Origin of the sequence: Geobacillus sp. WSUCF-018B, assembly GCF_002809985.1 — a bacterium.
GTDB lineage: Bacteria > Bacillota > Bacilli > Bacillales > Anoxybacillaceae > Geobacillus > Geobacillus thermophilus.
The window spans coordinates 1-16,673 of sequence record NZ_PIJF01000010.1; the positions used below are offsets into that span (position 1 = coordinate 1).

At 51.4% G+C, this 16,673-nt stretch carries 21 protein-coding genes and 2 pseudogenes; 2 read left to right on the plus strand and 21 right to left on the minus strand.

All coding sequences use genetic code 11. The features are described 5' to 3' along the window. Nucleotides 1–127: 127 nt before the first annotated feature. Entirely contained in the window at nucleotides 128–979 is an 852-nt protein-coding gene (locus tag CV944_RS04705) for a Cof-type HAD-IIB family hydrolase (RefSeq protein ID WP_100663895.1), read from the minus strand. A gap of 185 nt (nucleotides 980–1,164) precedes the next feature. On the opposite strand from CV944_RS04705, the gene CV944_RS04710 reads away from it, so the two are divergent. Continuing rightward, on the plus strand, nucleotides 1,165–1,578 hold the full coding sequence (locus CV944_RS04710; RefSeq protein ID WP_100659855.1) for an EamA family transporter: 414 nt from the start codon (nucleotides 1,165–1,167) through the stop codon (nucleotides 1,576–1,578). A 280-nt stretch (nucleotides 1,579–1,858) separates the two neighbouring features. Then, entirely contained in the window at nucleotides 1,859–2,977 is a 1,119-nt protein-coding gene (gene desB / locus CV944_RS04715; RefSeq protein WP_100659856.1) for a Delta(10) desaturase DesB, read from the plus strand. Nucleotides 2,978–3,127: 150 nt separating this feature from the next. Here desB and CV944_RS04720 read toward each other — a convergent pair whose 3' ends face one another. The 20 genes and pseudogenes from CV944_RS04720 to CV944_RS04815 all read right to left on the minus strand — a co-directional run bounded on the left by CV944_RS04720 (nucleotide 3,128) and on the right by CV944_RS04815 (nucleotide 16,609). Beyond that, nucleotides 3,128–3,514 carry a DUF302 domain-containing protein gene (locus CV944_RS04720; RefSeq protein ID WP_033011997.1) on the minus strand — a complete coding sequence of 129 codons (387 nt, stop codon included), beginning with the start codon at nucleotides 3,512–3,514 and terminating at the stop codon, nucleotides 3,128–3,130. Between the two features lie 149 nt (nucleotides 3,515–3,663). Beyond that, a complete protein-coding gene (locus CV944_RS04725) occupies nucleotides 3,664–4,446 on the minus strand; it encodes a sulfite exporter TauE/SafE family protein (RefSeq protein ID WP_020278582.1) in 783 nt (260 codons plus the stop codon). A gap of 71 nt (nucleotides 4,447–4,517) precedes the next feature. Then, complete coding sequence (locus CV944_RS04730; RefSeq protein ID WP_100659857.1) at nucleotides 4,518–5,654, minus strand: MBL fold metallo-hydrolase; 1,137 nt, start codon at nucleotides 5,652–5,654, stop codon at nucleotides 4,518–4,520. 50 nt (nucleotides 5,655–5,704) lie between these two features. Beyond that, the gene (locus CV944_RS04735; RefSeq protein ID WP_063329983.1) at nucleotides 5,705–6,274 is read right to left on the minus strand and encodes a sulfurtransferase TusA family protein; all 570 of its coding nucleotides are present in this window, start codon (nucleotides 6,272–6,274) and stop codon (nucleotides 5,705–5,707) included. A 21-nt stretch (nucleotides 6,275–6,295) separates the two neighbouring features. Next, nucleotides 6,296–6,592: a rhodanese-like domain-containing protein gene (locus tag CV944_RS04740; protein WP_015375136.1), complete on the minus strand. Its 297-nt coding sequence runs from the start codon at nucleotides 6,590–6,592 to the stop codon at nucleotides 6,296–6,298. 12 nt (nucleotides 6,593–6,604) lie between these two features. After that, nucleotides 6,605–6,970 carry a rhodanese-like domain-containing protein gene (locus CV944_RS04745; RefSeq protein WP_063329984.1) on the minus strand — a complete coding sequence of 122 codons (366 nt, stop codon included), beginning with the start codon at nucleotides 6,968–6,970 and terminating at the stop codon, nucleotides 6,605–6,607. A gap of 17 nt (nucleotides 6,971–6,987) precedes the next feature. Continuing rightward, nucleotides 6,988–7,470 carry a DsrE/DsrF/DrsH-like family protein gene (locus tag CV944_RS04750; protein WP_015375138.1) on the minus strand — a complete coding sequence of 161 codons (483 nt, stop codon included), beginning with the start codon at nucleotides 7,468–7,470 and terminating at the stop codon, nucleotides 6,988–6,990. Between the two features lie 51 nt (nucleotides 7,471–7,521). Then, the gene (locus CV944_RS04755; RefSeq protein WP_011231556.1) at nucleotides 7,522–7,749 is read right to left on the minus strand and encodes a sulfurtransferase TusA family protein; all 228 of its coding nucleotides are present in this window, start codon (nucleotides 7,747–7,749) and stop codon (nucleotides 7,522–7,524) included. Nucleotides 7,750–7,851: 102 nt separating this feature from the next. Continuing rightward, on the minus strand, nucleotides 7,852–8,112 hold the full coding sequence (locus tag CV944_RS04760; protein ID WP_047818516.1) for a metal-sensitive transcriptional regulator: 261 nt from the start codon (nucleotides 8,110–8,112) through the stop codon (nucleotides 7,852–7,854). Further along, nucleotides 8,079–8,471, minus strand: a complete 393-nt coding sequence (locus CV944_RS04765) for a hypothetical protein (RefSeq protein WP_014196118.1) — start codon at nucleotides 8,469–8,471, stop codon at nucleotides 8,079–8,081. Before CV944_RS04765 ends, CV944_RS04760 begins: the two co-directional genes overlap by 34 nt. 89 nt (nucleotides 8,472–8,560) lie before the next feature. Further along, nucleotides 8,561–9,130: a class I SAM-dependent methyltransferase gene (locus tag CV944_RS04770; RefSeq protein ID WP_100659858.1), complete on the minus strand. Its 570-nt coding sequence runs from the start codon at nucleotides 9,128–9,130 to the stop codon at nucleotides 8,561–8,563. 85 nt (nucleotides 9,131–9,215) lie between these two features. Next, nucleotides 9,216–10,343: an MBL fold metallo-hydrolase gene (locus CV944_RS04775; RefSeq protein WP_100659859.1), complete on the minus strand. Its 1,128-nt coding sequence runs from the start codon at nucleotides 10,341–10,343 to the stop codon at nucleotides 9,216–9,218. A 46-nt stretch (nucleotides 10,344–10,389) separates the two neighbouring features. Next, a complete protein-coding gene (locus CV944_RS04780; RefSeq protein WP_013145011.1) occupies nucleotides 10,390–10,635 on the minus strand; it encodes a glutaredoxin family protein in 246 nt (81 codons plus the stop codon). A 24-nt stretch (nucleotides 10,636–10,659) separates the two neighbouring features. After that, complete coding sequence (locus CV944_RS04785; protein WP_011231562.1) at nucleotides 10,660–11,049, minus strand: DsrE/DsrF/DrsH-like family protein; 390 nt, start codon at nucleotides 11,047–11,049, stop codon at nucleotides 10,660–10,662. Nucleotides 11,050–11,323: 274 nt separating this feature from the next. Next, nucleotides 11,324–12,585, minus strand: a pseudogene (locus CV944_RS04790) (glycosyl hydrolase family 18 protein). A 216-nt stretch (nucleotides 12,586–12,801) separates the two neighbouring features. Beyond that, nucleotides 12,802–13,170 carry a YidH family protein gene (locus CV944_RS04795; RefSeq protein WP_100659860.1) on the minus strand — a complete coding sequence of 123 codons (369 nt, stop codon included), beginning with the start codon at nucleotides 13,168–13,170 and terminating at the stop codon, nucleotides 12,802–12,804. Between the two features lie 442 nt (nucleotides 13,171–13,612). Beyond that, nucleotides 13,613–14,527: pseudogene (locus CV944_RS04800) on the minus strand (MFS transporter). 15 nt (nucleotides 14,528–14,542) lie between these two features. Continuing rightward, nucleotides 14,543–15,265 carry a polymer-forming cytoskeletal protein gene (locus CV944_RS04805; RefSeq protein ID WP_199170441.1) on the minus strand — a complete coding sequence of 241 codons (723 nt, stop codon included), beginning with the start codon at nucleotides 15,263–15,265 and terminating at the stop codon, nucleotides 14,543–14,545. 5 nt (nucleotides 15,266–15,270) lie between these two features. Continuing rightward, a complete protein-coding gene (locus tag CV944_RS04810; protein ID WP_100663896.1) occupies nucleotides 15,271–15,975 on the minus strand; it encodes a polymer-forming cytoskeletal protein in 705 nt (234 codons plus the stop codon). A gap of 4 nt (nucleotides 15,976–15,979) precedes the next feature. Next, complete coding sequence (locus CV944_RS04815) at nucleotides 15,980–16,609, minus strand: YhbD family protein (protein WP_100663897.1); 630 nt, start codon at nucleotides 16,607–16,609, stop codon at nucleotides 15,980–15,982. Between the last annotated feature and the right edge of the window lie 64 nt (nucleotides 16,610–16,673).

A 16,673-nucleotide genomic window follows, 5' to 3' on the forward strand; every position in this document is an offset into this window, starting at 1 on the left:
CTATATTTTACTGAATCTATCCTATTTTCAGCAAAATATAGTTAAGGCGATTCATCTCCCACTTACTCCGCTTCGCTTCGTTGAAGTGGGAGTCTTCTCACCTAATTAAGATAAAAAACGGGTGCTGCTACACCCGTTTCGCAAGCACCCGCTCAAGTCCCGCCGCCACGCCGTCTTCTTCATGGGAGAGGGTGACGAAATCACAATTCGCTTTCAATTCGGGGGCGGCGTTGGCCATGGCGACGCGGCAGCCCGCCACCTCAAACATCGACAAATCGTTATGGCTGTCGCCAAAGACGACCGTATCGCGCAAATCGATGCCGTAATGGGAGGCAAGCTGTTTGAGCGCTTCCCCTTTCGTCGCCCGTTCATTGTTCATCTCAATATTGTGCGGGTGCGACGAGGTGACCGTGACGCCACGGAGCGCGGCGAATCGCGACGCTGCATCACGCAGCCGCTCGCGGTCGAGGGCGAAAATCAGCAGCTTATACATCACCGTCTGCGGGTCGTCCCACACCGTGCGGATGTCATCGACGTACGTCACCCGCGCTTGCTGGAACTGCTTGTTCACCAGCCATTTCACATCCGGGGCCGCAGCGGCCATCTCGGAAGCGAGCGCTTCCCATTGGGCGCGGTTGTGCAAGCCGACATAGACCGCATCGCCCGTGTACGTCTCGCAATACAAATCCGACTGTTCGCGCACCCACTCCAGCGTCGGACGGACGATTGTCCGCTCGAGCGGCGCCTCGCTGATGACCGTGCCGTCTTCGAGCGAAACGACCGCGCCGTTTAAGCTGGCGATCGGGCAGATAATGCCCGCCTCGCGAAGCGGGGCGAGCGCGTCTTTGCGCGCCCGCCCGGTGACGATGGCGACGATATGGCCTTGCGCTTGTGCGGCTGCGATCGCTTTTCGGTTTGGTTCGCTGATTTTTCCCTCCCCGTTCAATAGCGTTCCATCCATATCTAAGGCAATAAGCATCGATCCATCCCTCTCTTTCGCTGTTCTCCACACCGCGGCCCGTAAACCAAGGGCTCGCTTTCCACTAGAGCCGTCCTCGTAGGCGCTCCCCTATTATACCAAAACGATGGCAAAAACGTGAAATCTTCCCGCTTTTCATAGTATAATAGATGAGAAAAATTCTCAACGAAAGCGAAGGGATGCCCATGTGGATCGTTTACGCCTTGCTGGCGGCGGTGTTTGCGGCGCTGACATCGGTGCTGGCAAAAATCGGCATTGAAAACGTCAATTCGAACTTGGCGACCGCCATTCGCACCGCGGTTGTGCTTGTCCTTGCCTGGGCCATCGTGTGGATGACCGGCGCCCATCACGGTATGAAAGCCATTTCTGCGAAAAGCTGGTGGTTTTTATGTTTGTCCGGGGCGGCGACCGGATTGTCGTGGCTTTGTTTCTACAAAGCACTCCAAATCGGCGATGTCTCGCGCGTCACCGCCATTGACAAGTCGAGCTTGGTGCTGACGATTTTGTTTGCGGCGATGTTTCTCGGCGAACCGCTGTCCGCGAAAGTGGTGATCGGGGTGTTGCTCATTACCATCGGGACATTGATCATGATGTTTTAGCCAGCCGCCTTCTCAATCGTTTAGCCTGTTCTTCTCGAAATATTGCCGCCATACTCAATTTTGGCAGTTTTCCATCAAGCCTATAGACAGGACAATCCAAAAGATGTTATGATAAATTTCATAGTGACCTAGAGCTTTTCTCCGCCCTCCGCATCATTTCGACATAGAGGACAGCTTTGGGGATCACCTTATGAAATAAGGTCTTCGTTGCGACCAAGAGTGTGTGAATGGCTTCACCGCTGCTTGTCAAACGGAGAGTAGTTTGAAAGGAGATCACTGAATGAATGATTTTCACCCGTTCGGCTGGTACGCGGCGAAAATGGCCCCGTATTTGCCGAAAAAAGCGTTTCAACCCGTGAAGTCCCGCTTGTTTGGAGGTCTGGCTTATGTAGGGCTCGTCATCGCCGGCATCCTCGCTGTGTCCCTTTTCCACCTCCATCCTGTATGGAACCTCCTCATCTCGGTTGTGCTTGGTTTCAGTTTTGCTGCGTTAGGATTTTTAGGACATGAAATTTTGCACGGCACCGTCGTCCGTACACCATGGCTGCGCGATCTTCTCGGAGCGATCGCCTTTTGGCCGCTTTGCACCGGTCCGAAGTTGTGGAGAAAATGGCATAACGCCAGCCACCATGTGCATACCCAGCATGAAGAAAAAGACCCGGACGCGTGGCCAAGCATGGAGAAATTAGCGAAAAGCCGCCTGCTCTCTTGGGTATACCGCATCCCGTTTCCGATTCGCGCGTTTTTCTCGTTTAGCTCCTTGTCGGTGATGTTTACCCTTCATTCGGTGCGGATGCTGTTTTACTTTTTCAAAGACTTTCGCCGGAAGAACCGCGCGGTTGTCCTGTTTCAATTTTTCTTGCCTTGGGCGACATGGCTCGGGCTGTTATGGCTTGTCGGCTGGGAAAAATGGCTGTTCGCCTTTTTGCTTCCGCTGCTCGTCGCCAACACGATCGTCATGAGCTATATCGCAACCAACCATCGTCTCAATCCGTTAGTGCCGGTCAACGATCCGTTGGCGAACAGTTTGTCGGTCACCGTGCCAAAGTGGGTGGATATCCTCCACTTCCACTTTTCGCACCATACTGAACATCATCTCTTTCCTGCGATGAGCTCGAAGTACTACCCGCTCGTGAAAAAACACATCAAACAAATGTGGCCCGACCGCTACCACGAAATGCCGATGGGAAAAGCGTTGGCCGCCCTTTGGAAAACGCCGCGCGTCTACTACGAGCACAACGAGCTCATCGAGCCGAAGCAAGGCCATGTGTACGGCACGCTTGGCAATGGGCTCAACCCCGACCGGATTGTGCATCGCGAGCTGGAAACGGAAAAACAGCCGCGCGCAGCCAAAAAACGGGCAAAAACAAAAAAAGCAGCGGGGCAAGGGAATTTGTAGAAAGGATGGGCTTTGCGGCCGTCCGCCTCCTATGTGGATCAAATAGCGGCGAAGAGGGGAAAAGAGCGCTTTTCTTTCAGCAAACCTGCGTTTCCGTTTATATGTGCACAACCAAAAGGTGCCCCGTCATGTGGGACACCTTTTTCCTTTTCACAGACGGCATTGGTCAATGCAAGCGACCAACCTTTTCTCAATATCTTCCGCGATTTCCTTCAACGCCGGCTCGTTCACCATGCCAACAAGCATTGTCGGCTTCGGCATGCCGATTTTCGTTGTGCCGTTCTCTTGATAGACAACGAGTTTACACGGCAAAAAGTAACCGACCAACAAGTTTTCATTTAACACCCGCGCCGCTTCTTGCGGGTTGCACACTTCGAAAATGACCATCGGTGTGGAAAAATCAAGCCCCTTTTCTTGCAGCTTTTCGGTCACGCTGAACCGCCAGAGCACGCCAAATCCTTCTTGTTTCAAGTTCTCTTCCAAACGCTCGATCGTTTCGTCCATGCCTGTTGGCACGTCAACCGTGTAATGGAACATCGCTCCTTCTTCCCTTCGTTATGTTTTCCCGTTGTTTAGCATGCCCAAATCGATCGCTCACCATCACGCAGAAAACGGACGGCGACACATGATCAGTTCCAGCGTTCACATGTCTTTTCCCGTGACCCGTCGCCTTTCAAGCGCTTCGATCATAAAATATCCACCCAAATTTTCACCGCCGTCGCCAAAATCAACACAGCAAGGATGACTTGCAGCACTTTCGTGTTTAGTTTTTGCCCCGCTTTCGCCCCTAGCGGAGAGGCAAGCAAGCTCGCGACGACCATGATGAGCGCCGGGATGTAATCGACTTGGCCGGTGGCGATTTTCCCGAACGTAGAGCCAATGGAGGAAATGAACGTAATGGCCAAAGACGTGGCGATCGTCATTCGCGTCGGGATTTTCAGGACCACGAGCATGACTGGCACAAGCAAAAACGCCCCCGCCGCCCCGACGATGCCGGACCCGACGCCGATGAGGAACGCCAAGGCGGCCGCCACCCCTTTGTTGAACGTCACTTGGTCAAGCGGAATGTCATCGATCCCTTTTTTCGGCACAAACATCATGATCGCGGCTAATGCCGCCAAGACGCCGTAAACGACGTTAATCGTTCCCTCGCTCATCAGCTTCGAGCCGTAACCGCCGACAAAACTGCCAACAAGAATGCTTGCGCCCATATAGAGAATGAGCGATTTGTTCAAATAGCCGCTTTTTCGATACGCCCACACGCCGCCGATCGTGGCGAAAAACACTTGCACCGCACTGATCCCCGACACTTCATGGGCGCTGAACGCCGCCAGCCCAAACAACGGCGGAAGATACAGAAGCATCGGATATTTAATAATCGATCCGCCGATCCCCACCATCCCAGAAATAAACGAACCGACAAAACCGATGAAAAAGATGACAATGAGAAACGCGAGCGAAACATCCATCGATCATCCTCCCTTTTCGTTTCAAAAGGGACGGGGCACGCCCCCGCCCCCTGTCAATCTGTGCCACTTCTTTAGGCATGGGCATGATGCAGCGCGCAGCGGTTCGGGCCGATCTCAAGCTCCCGCTCTGTTTCGATATCCACGGTTTTGAGCCCGCGGTTGATGGCGACAATGTCTTCAAAGTTCGGCGGGGTTTCCGTCTTGGCGCTTTGGATGACAAGATCGATAAATTCGTCTTTCGGTTTGTTTTGCATCATCTCATTGCGGGCGCGGATGCGGCCCAACGTATCGCCGACATACCCCTCCGCGTTGATTTCTTCGTCTAAGTTCGCGTAGTGCGCCGGCAAGACGATCACATCATCCGCCATGGCCGCGACTTTTTCGTACACGGTGTCATACAAATCCGCCGCCCATTCCGCCACTTTGCCGCCGAGGTCCGGCCGCCCGAGACCGCCGACGAAGATCGTGTCACCCGAGAACAGCCATTTGCCGTTGACAAAGAACGAGACGCTGCCTGGTGTATGGCCTGGCGTTTTCACGGCCAACACTTCCAAATGAACGTTGGCAAAGTCGATCGTGTCATGCTGCTCGAGCGGCTCGAAATCAAACACCGCTCCCTCGCTTTTCATCAAGTAGTACGTTGCCCCCGTTCGTTCGGCCAGCGCCTTGCCTCCGGAAAGATGGTCGGCATGCAAGTGCGAGTCCACGATATGCGTGATCTTCACCCCTTCTTGTTTGGCCACTTGTTCATACACATCGACAAACCGCAACGGATCGACGACAAGCGCTTCGCTTCCGGAGATGACCATATACGACAGGCATCCTTTGCCGACGCGGATGAATTGGTAAATTTTCAACTGATCATCTTCGTATACTTTCGCTTGATGGAGATGCTCACTCCACGCTTGCATTCCGCCTGCGAGCGTGTAGACATTGTGAAATCCGGCTTCTTCTAGCTGTTCAGCGACAAACGCCGCCGATCCGCCCTTCGCGCACACGACGACGATGTCTTTGTCTTTCGGAAGACGGTCGACAATCGAGTCAACCCCATCAATCAATTCAAAATACGGCACGTTCAAATAGTCAAAGTTTTCCCCTTCGATTTTCCAATCGCGAAAATCGCTTTCGTTGCGGACGTCCAAGATGAACAGCGATTCTTTGTTGAACACCTTTTCCGTCATTTGTTGCACGGTCATTTCTTTCACCATATTAACATACCCCCTAATGTATATTTTGATTGTTGAAAAAGGCCGCTCCATTACGATTGAGCGGAATCAAGCGGCCCGTTCCATTGCGACATGCCGGGAACGACGTTTCGCACACGGTCAAATCCTTTTTCGGCCAGCTTTTGCGCAGCCAAATCGCTCCGTGTCCCTGTGCGGCACACGACATAAATCGTTTTGTCTTTCGGAAGTTCGGCCATCCGATTTTCAAGCTCCCCAAGCGGAATTGAAACGGCGCCCGGAATATGGCCAAACGCATACTCCGCCGGTTCGCGGACATCCAAGACAAACGAATCAGGATCGTGAAGTTTTTCTTGCAATTGTTCATTCGATACGACATGAGGGAATGACGTTTCTTTGCGTGTTTCATTTTCCGCTGCCTTGCGGATATAATGTTTCAAAACCCCATTTTCTTCAATTGTTCCTACATATTGATGCCCTGTGCTTTCCGCCCATGCTTTGATATCGGCTTTGGATCCCTTATCCGTCGCCTGCACTTCCAGCACTTGCCCCGGCTGCAATTCATTGATCGCCTTTTTCGTTCGAACGATCGGCATCGGGCAGGACAGTCCTTTCGCATCAACGGTCATATCAACTTTAATCATGAACGAATCCCTCCTTACGGCTTATTCGACAGGCCCTTCCCAGGCCAGCATGCCCCCTGTCATGTTGACGACGCGGTAACCGCGGCTGTCAAGAAACTCCGCCGCACGGCCGCTGCGGCCGCCGGAACGGCAGACGAGAATGTATTCCTCATTTTTGTCCAATTCATGCATGCGAAACTCGATCAAACCGAGCGGAATATTGACCGCTCCTGGAATTTTGCCCGCAGCGACTTCCTCCGGCTCGCGCACATCGATGATATGAAGCGATTCTCCCGCGCGAAGCCGCTCTTCTACCTCTTTTGGCGTGATCGTTTTCATCATCATCCTCCTCTACTGCCAGGCGTTTAGGCCGCCTTTGACGTTCGTCACGTGCTGAAATCCCATTTTCTTTAACAGTCGGCTTGCTTTTTGGCTTCGCATCCCGCTTTGGCAAATGACAATCACTTCTTTCTCTTTCGATAGTTCGTGAGCACGGGCTGTCAATTCGTGCAGCGGGATGTTCCGAAACCCTGGCAGATGGTAAGACTGAAACTCCAAAGGGGTGCGCACATCAATATATTGCACCCCAGGTTCTTTCAACCGGCGTTTCAATTCCGCTGTTGTGATCATCCGCACCCCTTTCGGCGGGATGAAGCGGCTGGTGAGAAACCAGACAAGCAAAACAAACAGGATGATGTTGAGGATCATTTGCGACATAGGATTCCCTCATTTGATTAAATGAATAAGTTCACATTTCCTTCCGACGCATCAGCCAAATACGCGGCGACGCCAGCAAACTCAACGCCATCGATCAATTCCTCCGGCTTCAGCCCAAGCAAATCGACTGTCATTTGGCAAGCGACGAGTTTCACGCCTTGCTCTTTCGCCATCTCGATCAACTGCGGAAGCGGCATGGCGTTATGTTTTTTGATAACCTTTTTGATCAACTTCGGGCCGATGCCGGCAAAATTCATGCGCGACAGCCCCATGCGGTCCGCGCCGCGCGGCATCATCTTCGCGAACATCTTTTCAAGAAACCCTTTTTGCACTGGAACCGACGCCTCTTTCCGCAAGGCGTTCAGCCCCCAGAACGTATGAAAGATCGTCACGTCATGGTCGTAGGCAGCGGCGCCGTTGGCGATGATGTAAGCCGCCATCGCCTTGTCATAGTCGCCGCTGAACAAAATGATCGTCGTCTTTTTCTTCGGCTGTGTCATCTGGCTGCCTCCTTCCCTTCATACCTGTATGGGTATAAAAATGTGCACACATTATCCTTTTTGAATCCAGAACATCAACACACCATTGTCTTCTTTCATATCAAGCACCGTATGGCCGCTCGCTTTCGCCCATGCCGGCAAATCGTTTTTCGCCCCTTTATCGGTTGTGTGCACCTCGAGCACTTGACCTGATTGCAATTCGTCCATCGCTTTTTTCGCTCTCACCACCGGCATCGGGCAAGCCAATCCTTTCGCATCCAATACTTTCGCTACGTTCATGATGATGACCTCCTTCACAACAGATTTTTATTACCATTACCCCTATGGGTATATTACCATGAGAAAAAGAACGTTGTCAACACCTTTTTGTTGAGCAACGCATTAACGGCTTTTAACCAACAGTTCGATGGCTTCTTTGACAAGATGGTCTGTGCTTTCTCCTTTTTCCATGTTTTCCCGCAGGCAATGTTCCAAATTGGTACTGACGATCACCGCAATGGCGCGGTCAATGGCATTGCGCGCCGCCGACAGCTGGGAAACGACGCTCTTGCAGTCTTTGCCTTGTTCCATCATGCCAAGGACGCCTTTAATTTGTCCTTCAATCCGTTTTAAGCGGTTTTTGATCTCTTTGTTATATTCCATCGGCTCGTTCGCCCCCTTTCTTGACAATCACAAGCCGTGACCGAATAGCTTTTCACCTCATAGCCATAACAGCGCAACAGCCGGATGCCGACGTTTTTTTCGATGGCATCCTGGGCAATGATATGAAGCGGCTTTCGCGGGATATGCCGAACATGCCGTTTCAAATACGCCACCGGAATATGCAACGCTTGGCCAAATATGGAGCCGTTGCTTTCATTATAATCGCGCAAGTCAAGAAGAAGCAAGCCGTCCGGTACCTCTTCTACCGGAAGGCATGGGATATGTTTTACAGGATAGTAGCGTCGATACAACGCTGCGCCCAAAAGAATGAGAAAGAATAACAAACTGATGACGATCAACGATTCACCCCCTCTATTCACCTTATGCACGATCATTATATACCCTATATGGTATGATAGCAACAAGAAAGATTTTCCCCACCCGTTCGTTATTCCCAGCGAATCAAAAGACCATAGACAGCCGGGTGAAAACGGACAAGTTCCACGTTGCCCGCCTTTTGTTTCACATAGGAAAACAGTTCCTCCGACGGAATCCGCTCATGGAGCGGCGGCCCCATTTCGCTTTCCATCGTCTCCCATTCGATCAACAGAAACTGCCCGTTTGGCTTCATCACGCGGCGAATTTCGTCAAGGGCGGCTTCTTTTTGTTCCACCTCATGAAAGACAAATGCCATGATCCCTTTGTCCACCGAATGCGAAGGCAAGGCGGTCGAAGCGACATCCGCCACCCGATATTCGATGTTGGTGACCGCTAGTTTCGCGGCTCGCTGTTTTAGCAATTCAATCATTTCTGGCTGCACATCGACCGCATACACTTTTCCGTTTGTCGCCTGCGCGAGAGGAATCGTGAAATAACCATTCCCGGCGCCAAGATCGACGACCGTGTCATCCGGTTTCACGGACAACATCGAAATGACCCGTTGCGGGTCGATCCATTCCTTGCGCTTCGGATCCAATAATCGTTCAGCATGTTCGTAATGAAAACGATGCCCTGTCATCCTTTTCCCTCCTATTCCTCACTTCCATTTCATTATACTCGCAAAGAGAGGAAAAAAGCCGGCATTGGAAAACGCCGGCTTTTCCCTACCGAACGGCGCAACGGTTTGGACCGATTTCCATCTCCCGTTGTTCCTCTTCCGTAGGATGCAATTTCCCCATGTTGGTTTGCCGAATTTCCTTGTAAGCATTCGGTTGCGGCGGCAAGTTCTCCGTGACCGTTCGGCGGAATTCTTCATCGCTGGAAATATTTAAACCATGATTCTTTTCATAAAGAACCCCCAACCGTTCCGCCACACTGCCATCCTTATTCATTTCATTCGGCCCCATATAGTGCGCCGGCAATACAATCAAATCATCTGCAAGCTGTTTGTAACGTCGGTAAAGCGTCTCCCGCAGATCATCGACCCAGTCTTGCGCTTTCCCAGCAAGATCCGGGCGCCCGATCGAGTCGATGAATAAAATATCACCGGTTAACAAATATTGATCGTCCACAATAAACGATGTACTGCCGATCGTATGTCCCGGTGAATACAACGCTTCAATCACGACATGGCCAACGTGGATGCGGTCGCCATCTTGAATCGGTGTGTAGGTAAACGTCACCTCTTCTGCGTCTTTCGGCGGCAAGTAATACGTCGCACCCAGTTCTTCCGCCAACTTACGCCCGCCAGAAATATGGTCGGCATGCAAGTGCGTATCGAGCACATGCTTGATTGTAATGCCGTGTTCGTTCGCAAAACGGACGTAAGCGTCAGTCATGCGGTTCGTATCGATCAACGCCCCCTCACCGTTCGATTCGACAAGATACGAGAGACACCCTTTGCCAAGGCGGACGAATTGGTAAATCGTCCCTCCGCTTTTCAGCTCACCGATTTTTACGGGTTCCAAATGCTCGCTCCATGCCTTCATCCCGCCTTCGATCGAATAAACGTCCGTATAGCCCGCTGCTTCCAACTGTTCGGCCACAAACTCTGACGAACCGCCCTTCGCGCAAACGGCATAAATCGTTTTGCTTTTCTCTTTTGGCAAACGGTCCAAATATGGTTCAATGCCATCCAACACTTCAAAATACGGAATATTGACGACCTCGACATGTCTCCCTTCAATCCGCCAGTCAGCAAAATCTTCGGGGTTGCGAGCATCGACAATGAACAGCTCCTCACCGCGAATGATCTTATTGGCGATCTCTTTGACCGAAATCGTTTTTGCCAACGATATCCCCTCCTGATCTTATGGTTTTGTCAATGGTCCGTTATTCTCAACGATGATTCGCCTGATTCCACAATGCCATAATGGCATCCGGATCATACCCGAGCACCCAGCGGCCGTTAATCTCGATCTGCGGCACGCCCATTTGTCCCGTCGTTTCCACCAGCCTCCGCGCCGCTTCCGGATCGAGCTCGACATTCACTTCCTTAAACGGAATCCCTTGGGCGCGCAAAAAGTTTTTCGCCATGACACAATACGGGCATGTCGTTGTAGTATAGACAGTGACTTGTGCCATCTTCTCTTTCCCCCTCTCTCCTTCTTAGAAAGCCAATGTAATATCAGCGTCTTTCGCAAACTGCAGGAACGTCGCCGCCCCCGCTACTTCAATGCCATCGACGAATTGGTCTTTGTCAAGCCCCATGACATCCATCGTCATTTGGCAAGCGATCAGCTTTACCCCCATCTCTTGCGCCATTTGAAGCAATTCGGCAATCGATGGAACGTTCGCTTTTTGGAACCCTTGTTGAAAATGTTCCTTCCCTTCCGGAATCGGCAATTGTTTGTGCGCTTCTTTATGGATGAGATTCAACCCCTCAAACGTAAAGAACACCCCGACCTCCGCGTCTGCCGCCGCAGCGGCCGTCGCGATGTTGAACACCTTGTACGCATCAAACAACCCGCCGTTTGCTGCAATAATCGCCACTTTCATGACAACAACCTCCTTCACGTATGTCGCTATTCTATTTCGATACCCTCATAATATTTTATACACATATACACGCTGTATTATACATATACGTGTATATGTATTGCAATAATCATACTATCGCATCATTGTTTTTTTGTCAACAAAAAAACGCAAAATCCAATGCAACGACTTTTCAGCCAGCTTCCAAAAAACGCTTCCCACTTCAAACGAAGCGAGAAGCATCCATTTTCCCGATTTCCCCGCTGACTAGACAACCAACGGAAATGGGTGTTTCTTATACTTTCCGAACAGTAAAAAACTTTCGCACCAACCATGGGCCTGGCGCAAATCGCAGCCCCAACTCCCATGCACCGATGCCCGCAATCTGAAATTGGCGGGCCAATTTCATTTTCTGTCCTATGCTTCTGACATCTTCAAACCATACCTCATGAATGTTTCCAAGTTCATCCGTATATCGAAAAAAGGGGATTCATATTGAAACGAATATTGAATCGGCGATTGGTAACGCATGGCGGTTAAAACCGCCTCTTGGTTGGAGAGGGCCTCCGCCAATGTCCCAGGCTGGTACGGAATGATCCAATCGTATCCATATAAAGGGAGTCCGAGCAAGATTTTTTTTCGGGGGACGCGCTCGACGGCAAACTGAAGCGTCGATCTCACCTCACTAATAGGAGCGACTGGACCAGGTTCACTTGTTAAATGGTGCCAATCGTACGCCATAATAAACATATAGTCGACGACAGCACCAATGCCGCCGTAATCGTAGCCCCTGAGCCAAGGGATCTCCTCGCTCGTTTTCGCTGGAACGGCGATCGTCAAAACATACCCAGCCGGTTTTAACCGATCGCGCAACTGGCGCAAAAAACCCGTAAACAAATCACGATCCTCTCCGCGAACCTGCTCGAAGTCAATATTGACGCCACCATAGCCTTTCCGTGATACTAAATAAAAGATGTTCTCAACCAAGTTCGCCCTTGCTTCCGGATTGTTCAGCACTTGGCTTGCCAGTCTCGCACTAAATCCTTCTGATGTTAGGTTCGTCACGACCGCAATGGGTGTGACGCGGTTTTGCCATGCTGTTTCAATCGCTGCGGCGTCATCCCGCGTAGTGACAATGTCGCCATTAGGGGCAAAGTGATATTCGAACAGGGCAATGTACGATGAATACGGGGCAAAATCTCGCACGAACGTCCGATCTAAGTTCGGTTCGCGGAGAATGTAATAGGCTAACGTTATAGCTTGATACCAGGAAATATCAGGAATATAAATTTTCATTCCCGGATACATCCTGTACGGATCCACCGCCGGATTGGCTGCCCGCAACTGTTCGACCGTCACAAATGCTTTCTGTGCAATGGCGCTTAGCGTGTCTCCTGGCTGCACTGTATACGTATAGCTAGGAACAAGCAAAGCTTGACCAGGAACAATATTCGTTTCAACTAAGCCATTGACAAGGCGCAGACTTTCCAGCGGATAATCGTATCGCCTGCTGATTGAAAAAAGCGTATCTCCAGGTTGAACAATGTGGATAAACATGACCATCCCCCCGTTGAATCAATAAAGCTTCGGCGCTGGCATCATGATAAATATATATATGCTTATCGACCGCAACCGCACCTTGTCTTGACATGGCTAGTTTGCGATTCTTTTGCATGTTCCTAACGCGCAAGTCCTCCACGCACACCAATGCTCACACGTGGAAGCGGGTGTCTTCTCGGTTCAGGATAATAAAAAGCGGCCAAAAAGCCGCTATTAAAGCAAGGTAAAAAAATAATATCCAAACAATCCGGTGATCAGCAGCAACAGAGAAGCCAAAAGCCAAATAAGCGGGCGCGACGGCCGGAACGTTTGTTCATTAATTTGTTTGGTCTTCATGACATAACTAATGGTGGAAAACACAATCGTGCAGATGGAAATGACCACCGCCAATGCTCCGATCAATTGGACAATGGCCGTGGACAATGCGTTGCTCGTTGATTTTTCATGCAAATTGATCATTAAAAAAGCAATTCCAATAATGGCAATCGAGGTGCGAATCCAGGCGAGAAACGTCCGTTCATTGGCTAAGTGCTGCTGAATATATTTGGAGTCCTCTGTCGGTTTTGGTCTTTCTTCCTTCATCCACCTTTTCCCCCTTTTCACGAACTTGCCGGATCGTCTCTTTTATGATCGATGATCCAATCATCACTCATCGGTTCCACTATTTTTTAGATCACATCCACTGATGCAACAACACTGACAACCAATAGCGGATTTTCATGCTTAGAATGATCGAAACCAATGCGATCTGACTACCCACACAGGTATATTAGCCCTCAGTTTATTCTATTGTCAATCTGCACACAAAAAACACCTTGCCGCTATTGGCGAGGCGCCCGATTCGTTATCACTTTCAACGTACAGCAGATGTAATAACGCTGTTTAAGCAATTCCATCGGGAAGAAGTGAAATTGCAACATCTCGCCAAAAGCCCGGCATAAACCACAAGCGGACGGCGCACCCTAACCGCATGATGAGCACCGTCCGCTGCATAGACTCTATTTTTCTTCCAATCATGCCCCTTTTATTTCTCACTTGCTCGTTCCCGCGCACCCGTCCACGAGGCGAGCCGATCATTGGACATCAAAAGCACGCAAACGATCGTGAGCGCCGCGGGAATGAGCGCCCATAAAAACGTATCGGCGATCGAAGAAGCCAGTGCTTCCGTCAACCGATCGAGCACCGGTGCCGGGATGTGCGCCCGCGCTTCTGGCGACAACATCGCCCGCGGGTCGTGAACACTGCTTCCAAACGCGCCTTGCGCCATGCCGTGAAACTGCTCAGCCAATTGATCCGTAAACAAGTTGCGCTGAATGATGCCAAACACCGTAATGCCGACGGTCATGCCGAGCGACCGGACAAATGAATTCGTCGAGCTGGCCGCGCCCCGCTCCGCTTCGGAAAAATGATGGATCGCCGCCATGCCGAGGACGGAAAACGAAGCGCCCATCCCTAATCCGACAATGATCATGTACAACGTCACGACAAGACGCGTGGTCTGTTCATCAATCGTGCCAAACAGCCCGATCCCGGCCGCAAACAAGAGCATAAACCCGAACATCACGTTGCGGTAGCATAATCGTAAACGCAATCGGCACCAGCGCCTCGCCGCCGATGCCTTGAATGGCACGGAAGATGCTGAGCTGGACGATCGTTTGCGCCATGCCGCACAAAATCGAACCAAGCAAAAACACTATGATGCCAAATAAGAAAAATCGCTTCCTCCCGTCATATCGGACAGTTTCCCAAAAATCGGCATCCCGGCCATCTCGGCCACCATATACGCTGACGTCACCCAAACAAACTGCTTGAGCCCCCCGAGATCCGCGACGATCGTCGCCATGGCGGTCGCCACAATCGTATTGTCCATGGAAGCGACAAAAATGCCGAGCAACAGCGCGATCACGACCAATCCCGTCTTCGTTTCCTTCCTCTCCATCCGTTCCATTTCCCTCTATCTCTGTCTTTTTTCGTTCACCGCAGCCTTCTTGTCTTGGGCAAAGGCTGTATGATATTCAACAAGCCCAATGTCGCAGCCCGGACCGATTGTCACCCGATCCCCCCTGACGACCGCGGCTCGTGTATACTCCACATAAATCTCATCTCCTTCAATCACATCCGCTGCCAATACGGCGGGCGAAGAAGAAAAACGGCTCAACCAATGAATCGCGCTCCATTTTTTGCTGCGGGTGATGGAAATCGTCCGCCCCCCGATTTCCTTGACCGAGCTGTCGGCAAAACAGAGCGACAGTTCCACCTGCTCCGCATTCAACGTCTGTCCAATGTGCACAACTCCGGTCAACGCAACACTCTCCGCCTCGCAGCTTCCCGACACCGACAGCTCGCCGTAACCGCGGATGACATCGGCTTCGATGCCCCCCTCGACTTGCGCCATCCCGCGCAGCTGAAGATGCCCAAGGCGGGCGTGTCCCCGGATGTCCACTTCCCCGAACACCCCCATTTTCTCCGCCTGTACGGAACCGTCCACGTTCGCTTGGCCAAATAGGCGAAACGTGCGGGCCGCAACTGCTCCTTTCATGTCGGCTGCGCCAAACACTTTCAAGCGGTCGCACTCGATGTCGCCCCGAATCGTCGCATCGCCGCGAATCGTGACGTGATGGAACACACCGCCTCCAGAAAGCGCCGATCCATGAACCGTCAAGTTTCGTTCCGCCATCGTTTTCACCCTTTCTCGATCGTGCCGATTTTCGCCTCTTCATCGCATTCCAACTTTTCTCGGTATTCGACTCGCTCGATCTCGCACCCTGGCCCGATCACGACGCGATTGCCGCGCACCATTTTCGCGCTCGTATGTTCGAGATGGACGGAATCCCCTTCAATGACATCGGCGGTCAACTCCGCTGGAAAAAACCATTTTTTGAACAGCGAACTTCCTTGCCGCTTGACGACGATCGTCTCTCCGCCGATCTCCTTTACGCGGCTCGGGCCCAACAGCTTCACTTCGAGATAGTCCGCGTTCAGCAGCCCGCCGACCGCAAAATGCCCTTCCACCTCCATCCGCTCAGCCGAGCAATCGCCACCGATATTGAGCTCACCATGGACGCGAACCACCTCCGCCGCCCATGAACCTTTCGCCTCCCCGCGGCCGCGAACGGTCGCCTCTTGGCATTGCACATTTTCTTCAATTCTTATGCTCCCGCTCACTTTCATCCACTCACACCCCACCCCGCCTGCCACATTTCCTTTCCCGGCAATATGAACCGTGTTGGCTTTCACGCTCCCTTCCACGGCCGCGTTTCCTTGCACCTGCAGCTCGAGGCAGCCGATGTCACCGTACAGCTTCCCATTTCCCGACAATTTCACCAAATTGTACAGCCCGCCGGACGCATGACCCGTCCCGGCAATGACCAAATCTCGACGCTCCATCCTTTTATCCCTCCGAAATGGCCAGTTTCAACTCTTCAATATACGTTGGCACGTGCAGCCGCGCAATGAGCTTCGCCCCTTCTTCCACATGCAAAGTTGCTGTCCCTTCCACAAGAAAGGAAACCGTGACCCCCATTTTGCGCAAAACGACAAGCTCGCATAACTTCCCTTGCAATTTTGGATAATGGCTCTTAAACATCATCCATATGTTTTTTCCTTCTTCTATGCTGATCTCACCGGAACGAAGAAGCCGGTCAACGATGTAAAGGGACAGGAGCTCGGCAAAGGACACATCTTGGCGGCCTCCCCATTCATCATCCAACCATTGCATCACCAAATCCGAAACAATGTGACGTTTTACAATTTCCTCTTTCGTCAAAACAACCGCCGCCGGACTCGGCGCAAACACACCCGCCAGTTCATCGAGCGACAGCTCATCTTTCAGCTCTTTGATTTTCTCAATGCGGGCCAAGATTTTCTCTTTCGGAAAAAACGTCTCTTGCCCGGTGAATGTCGATTTGCGAATAAACCATTCTTCCGGAATGAGCTTTTTCCGCTTCCAGCGGTACAGCTGGCCGTACGAAATGCCAGTCAGCTCGAGCAGCTCTTTTTTTGAGATGAGTTCTGGTTCCATCGTGGCATCCCCCCTCACAATCATAAATGCAACATAACACTGTTACGTTATAAAGAGGGTATGT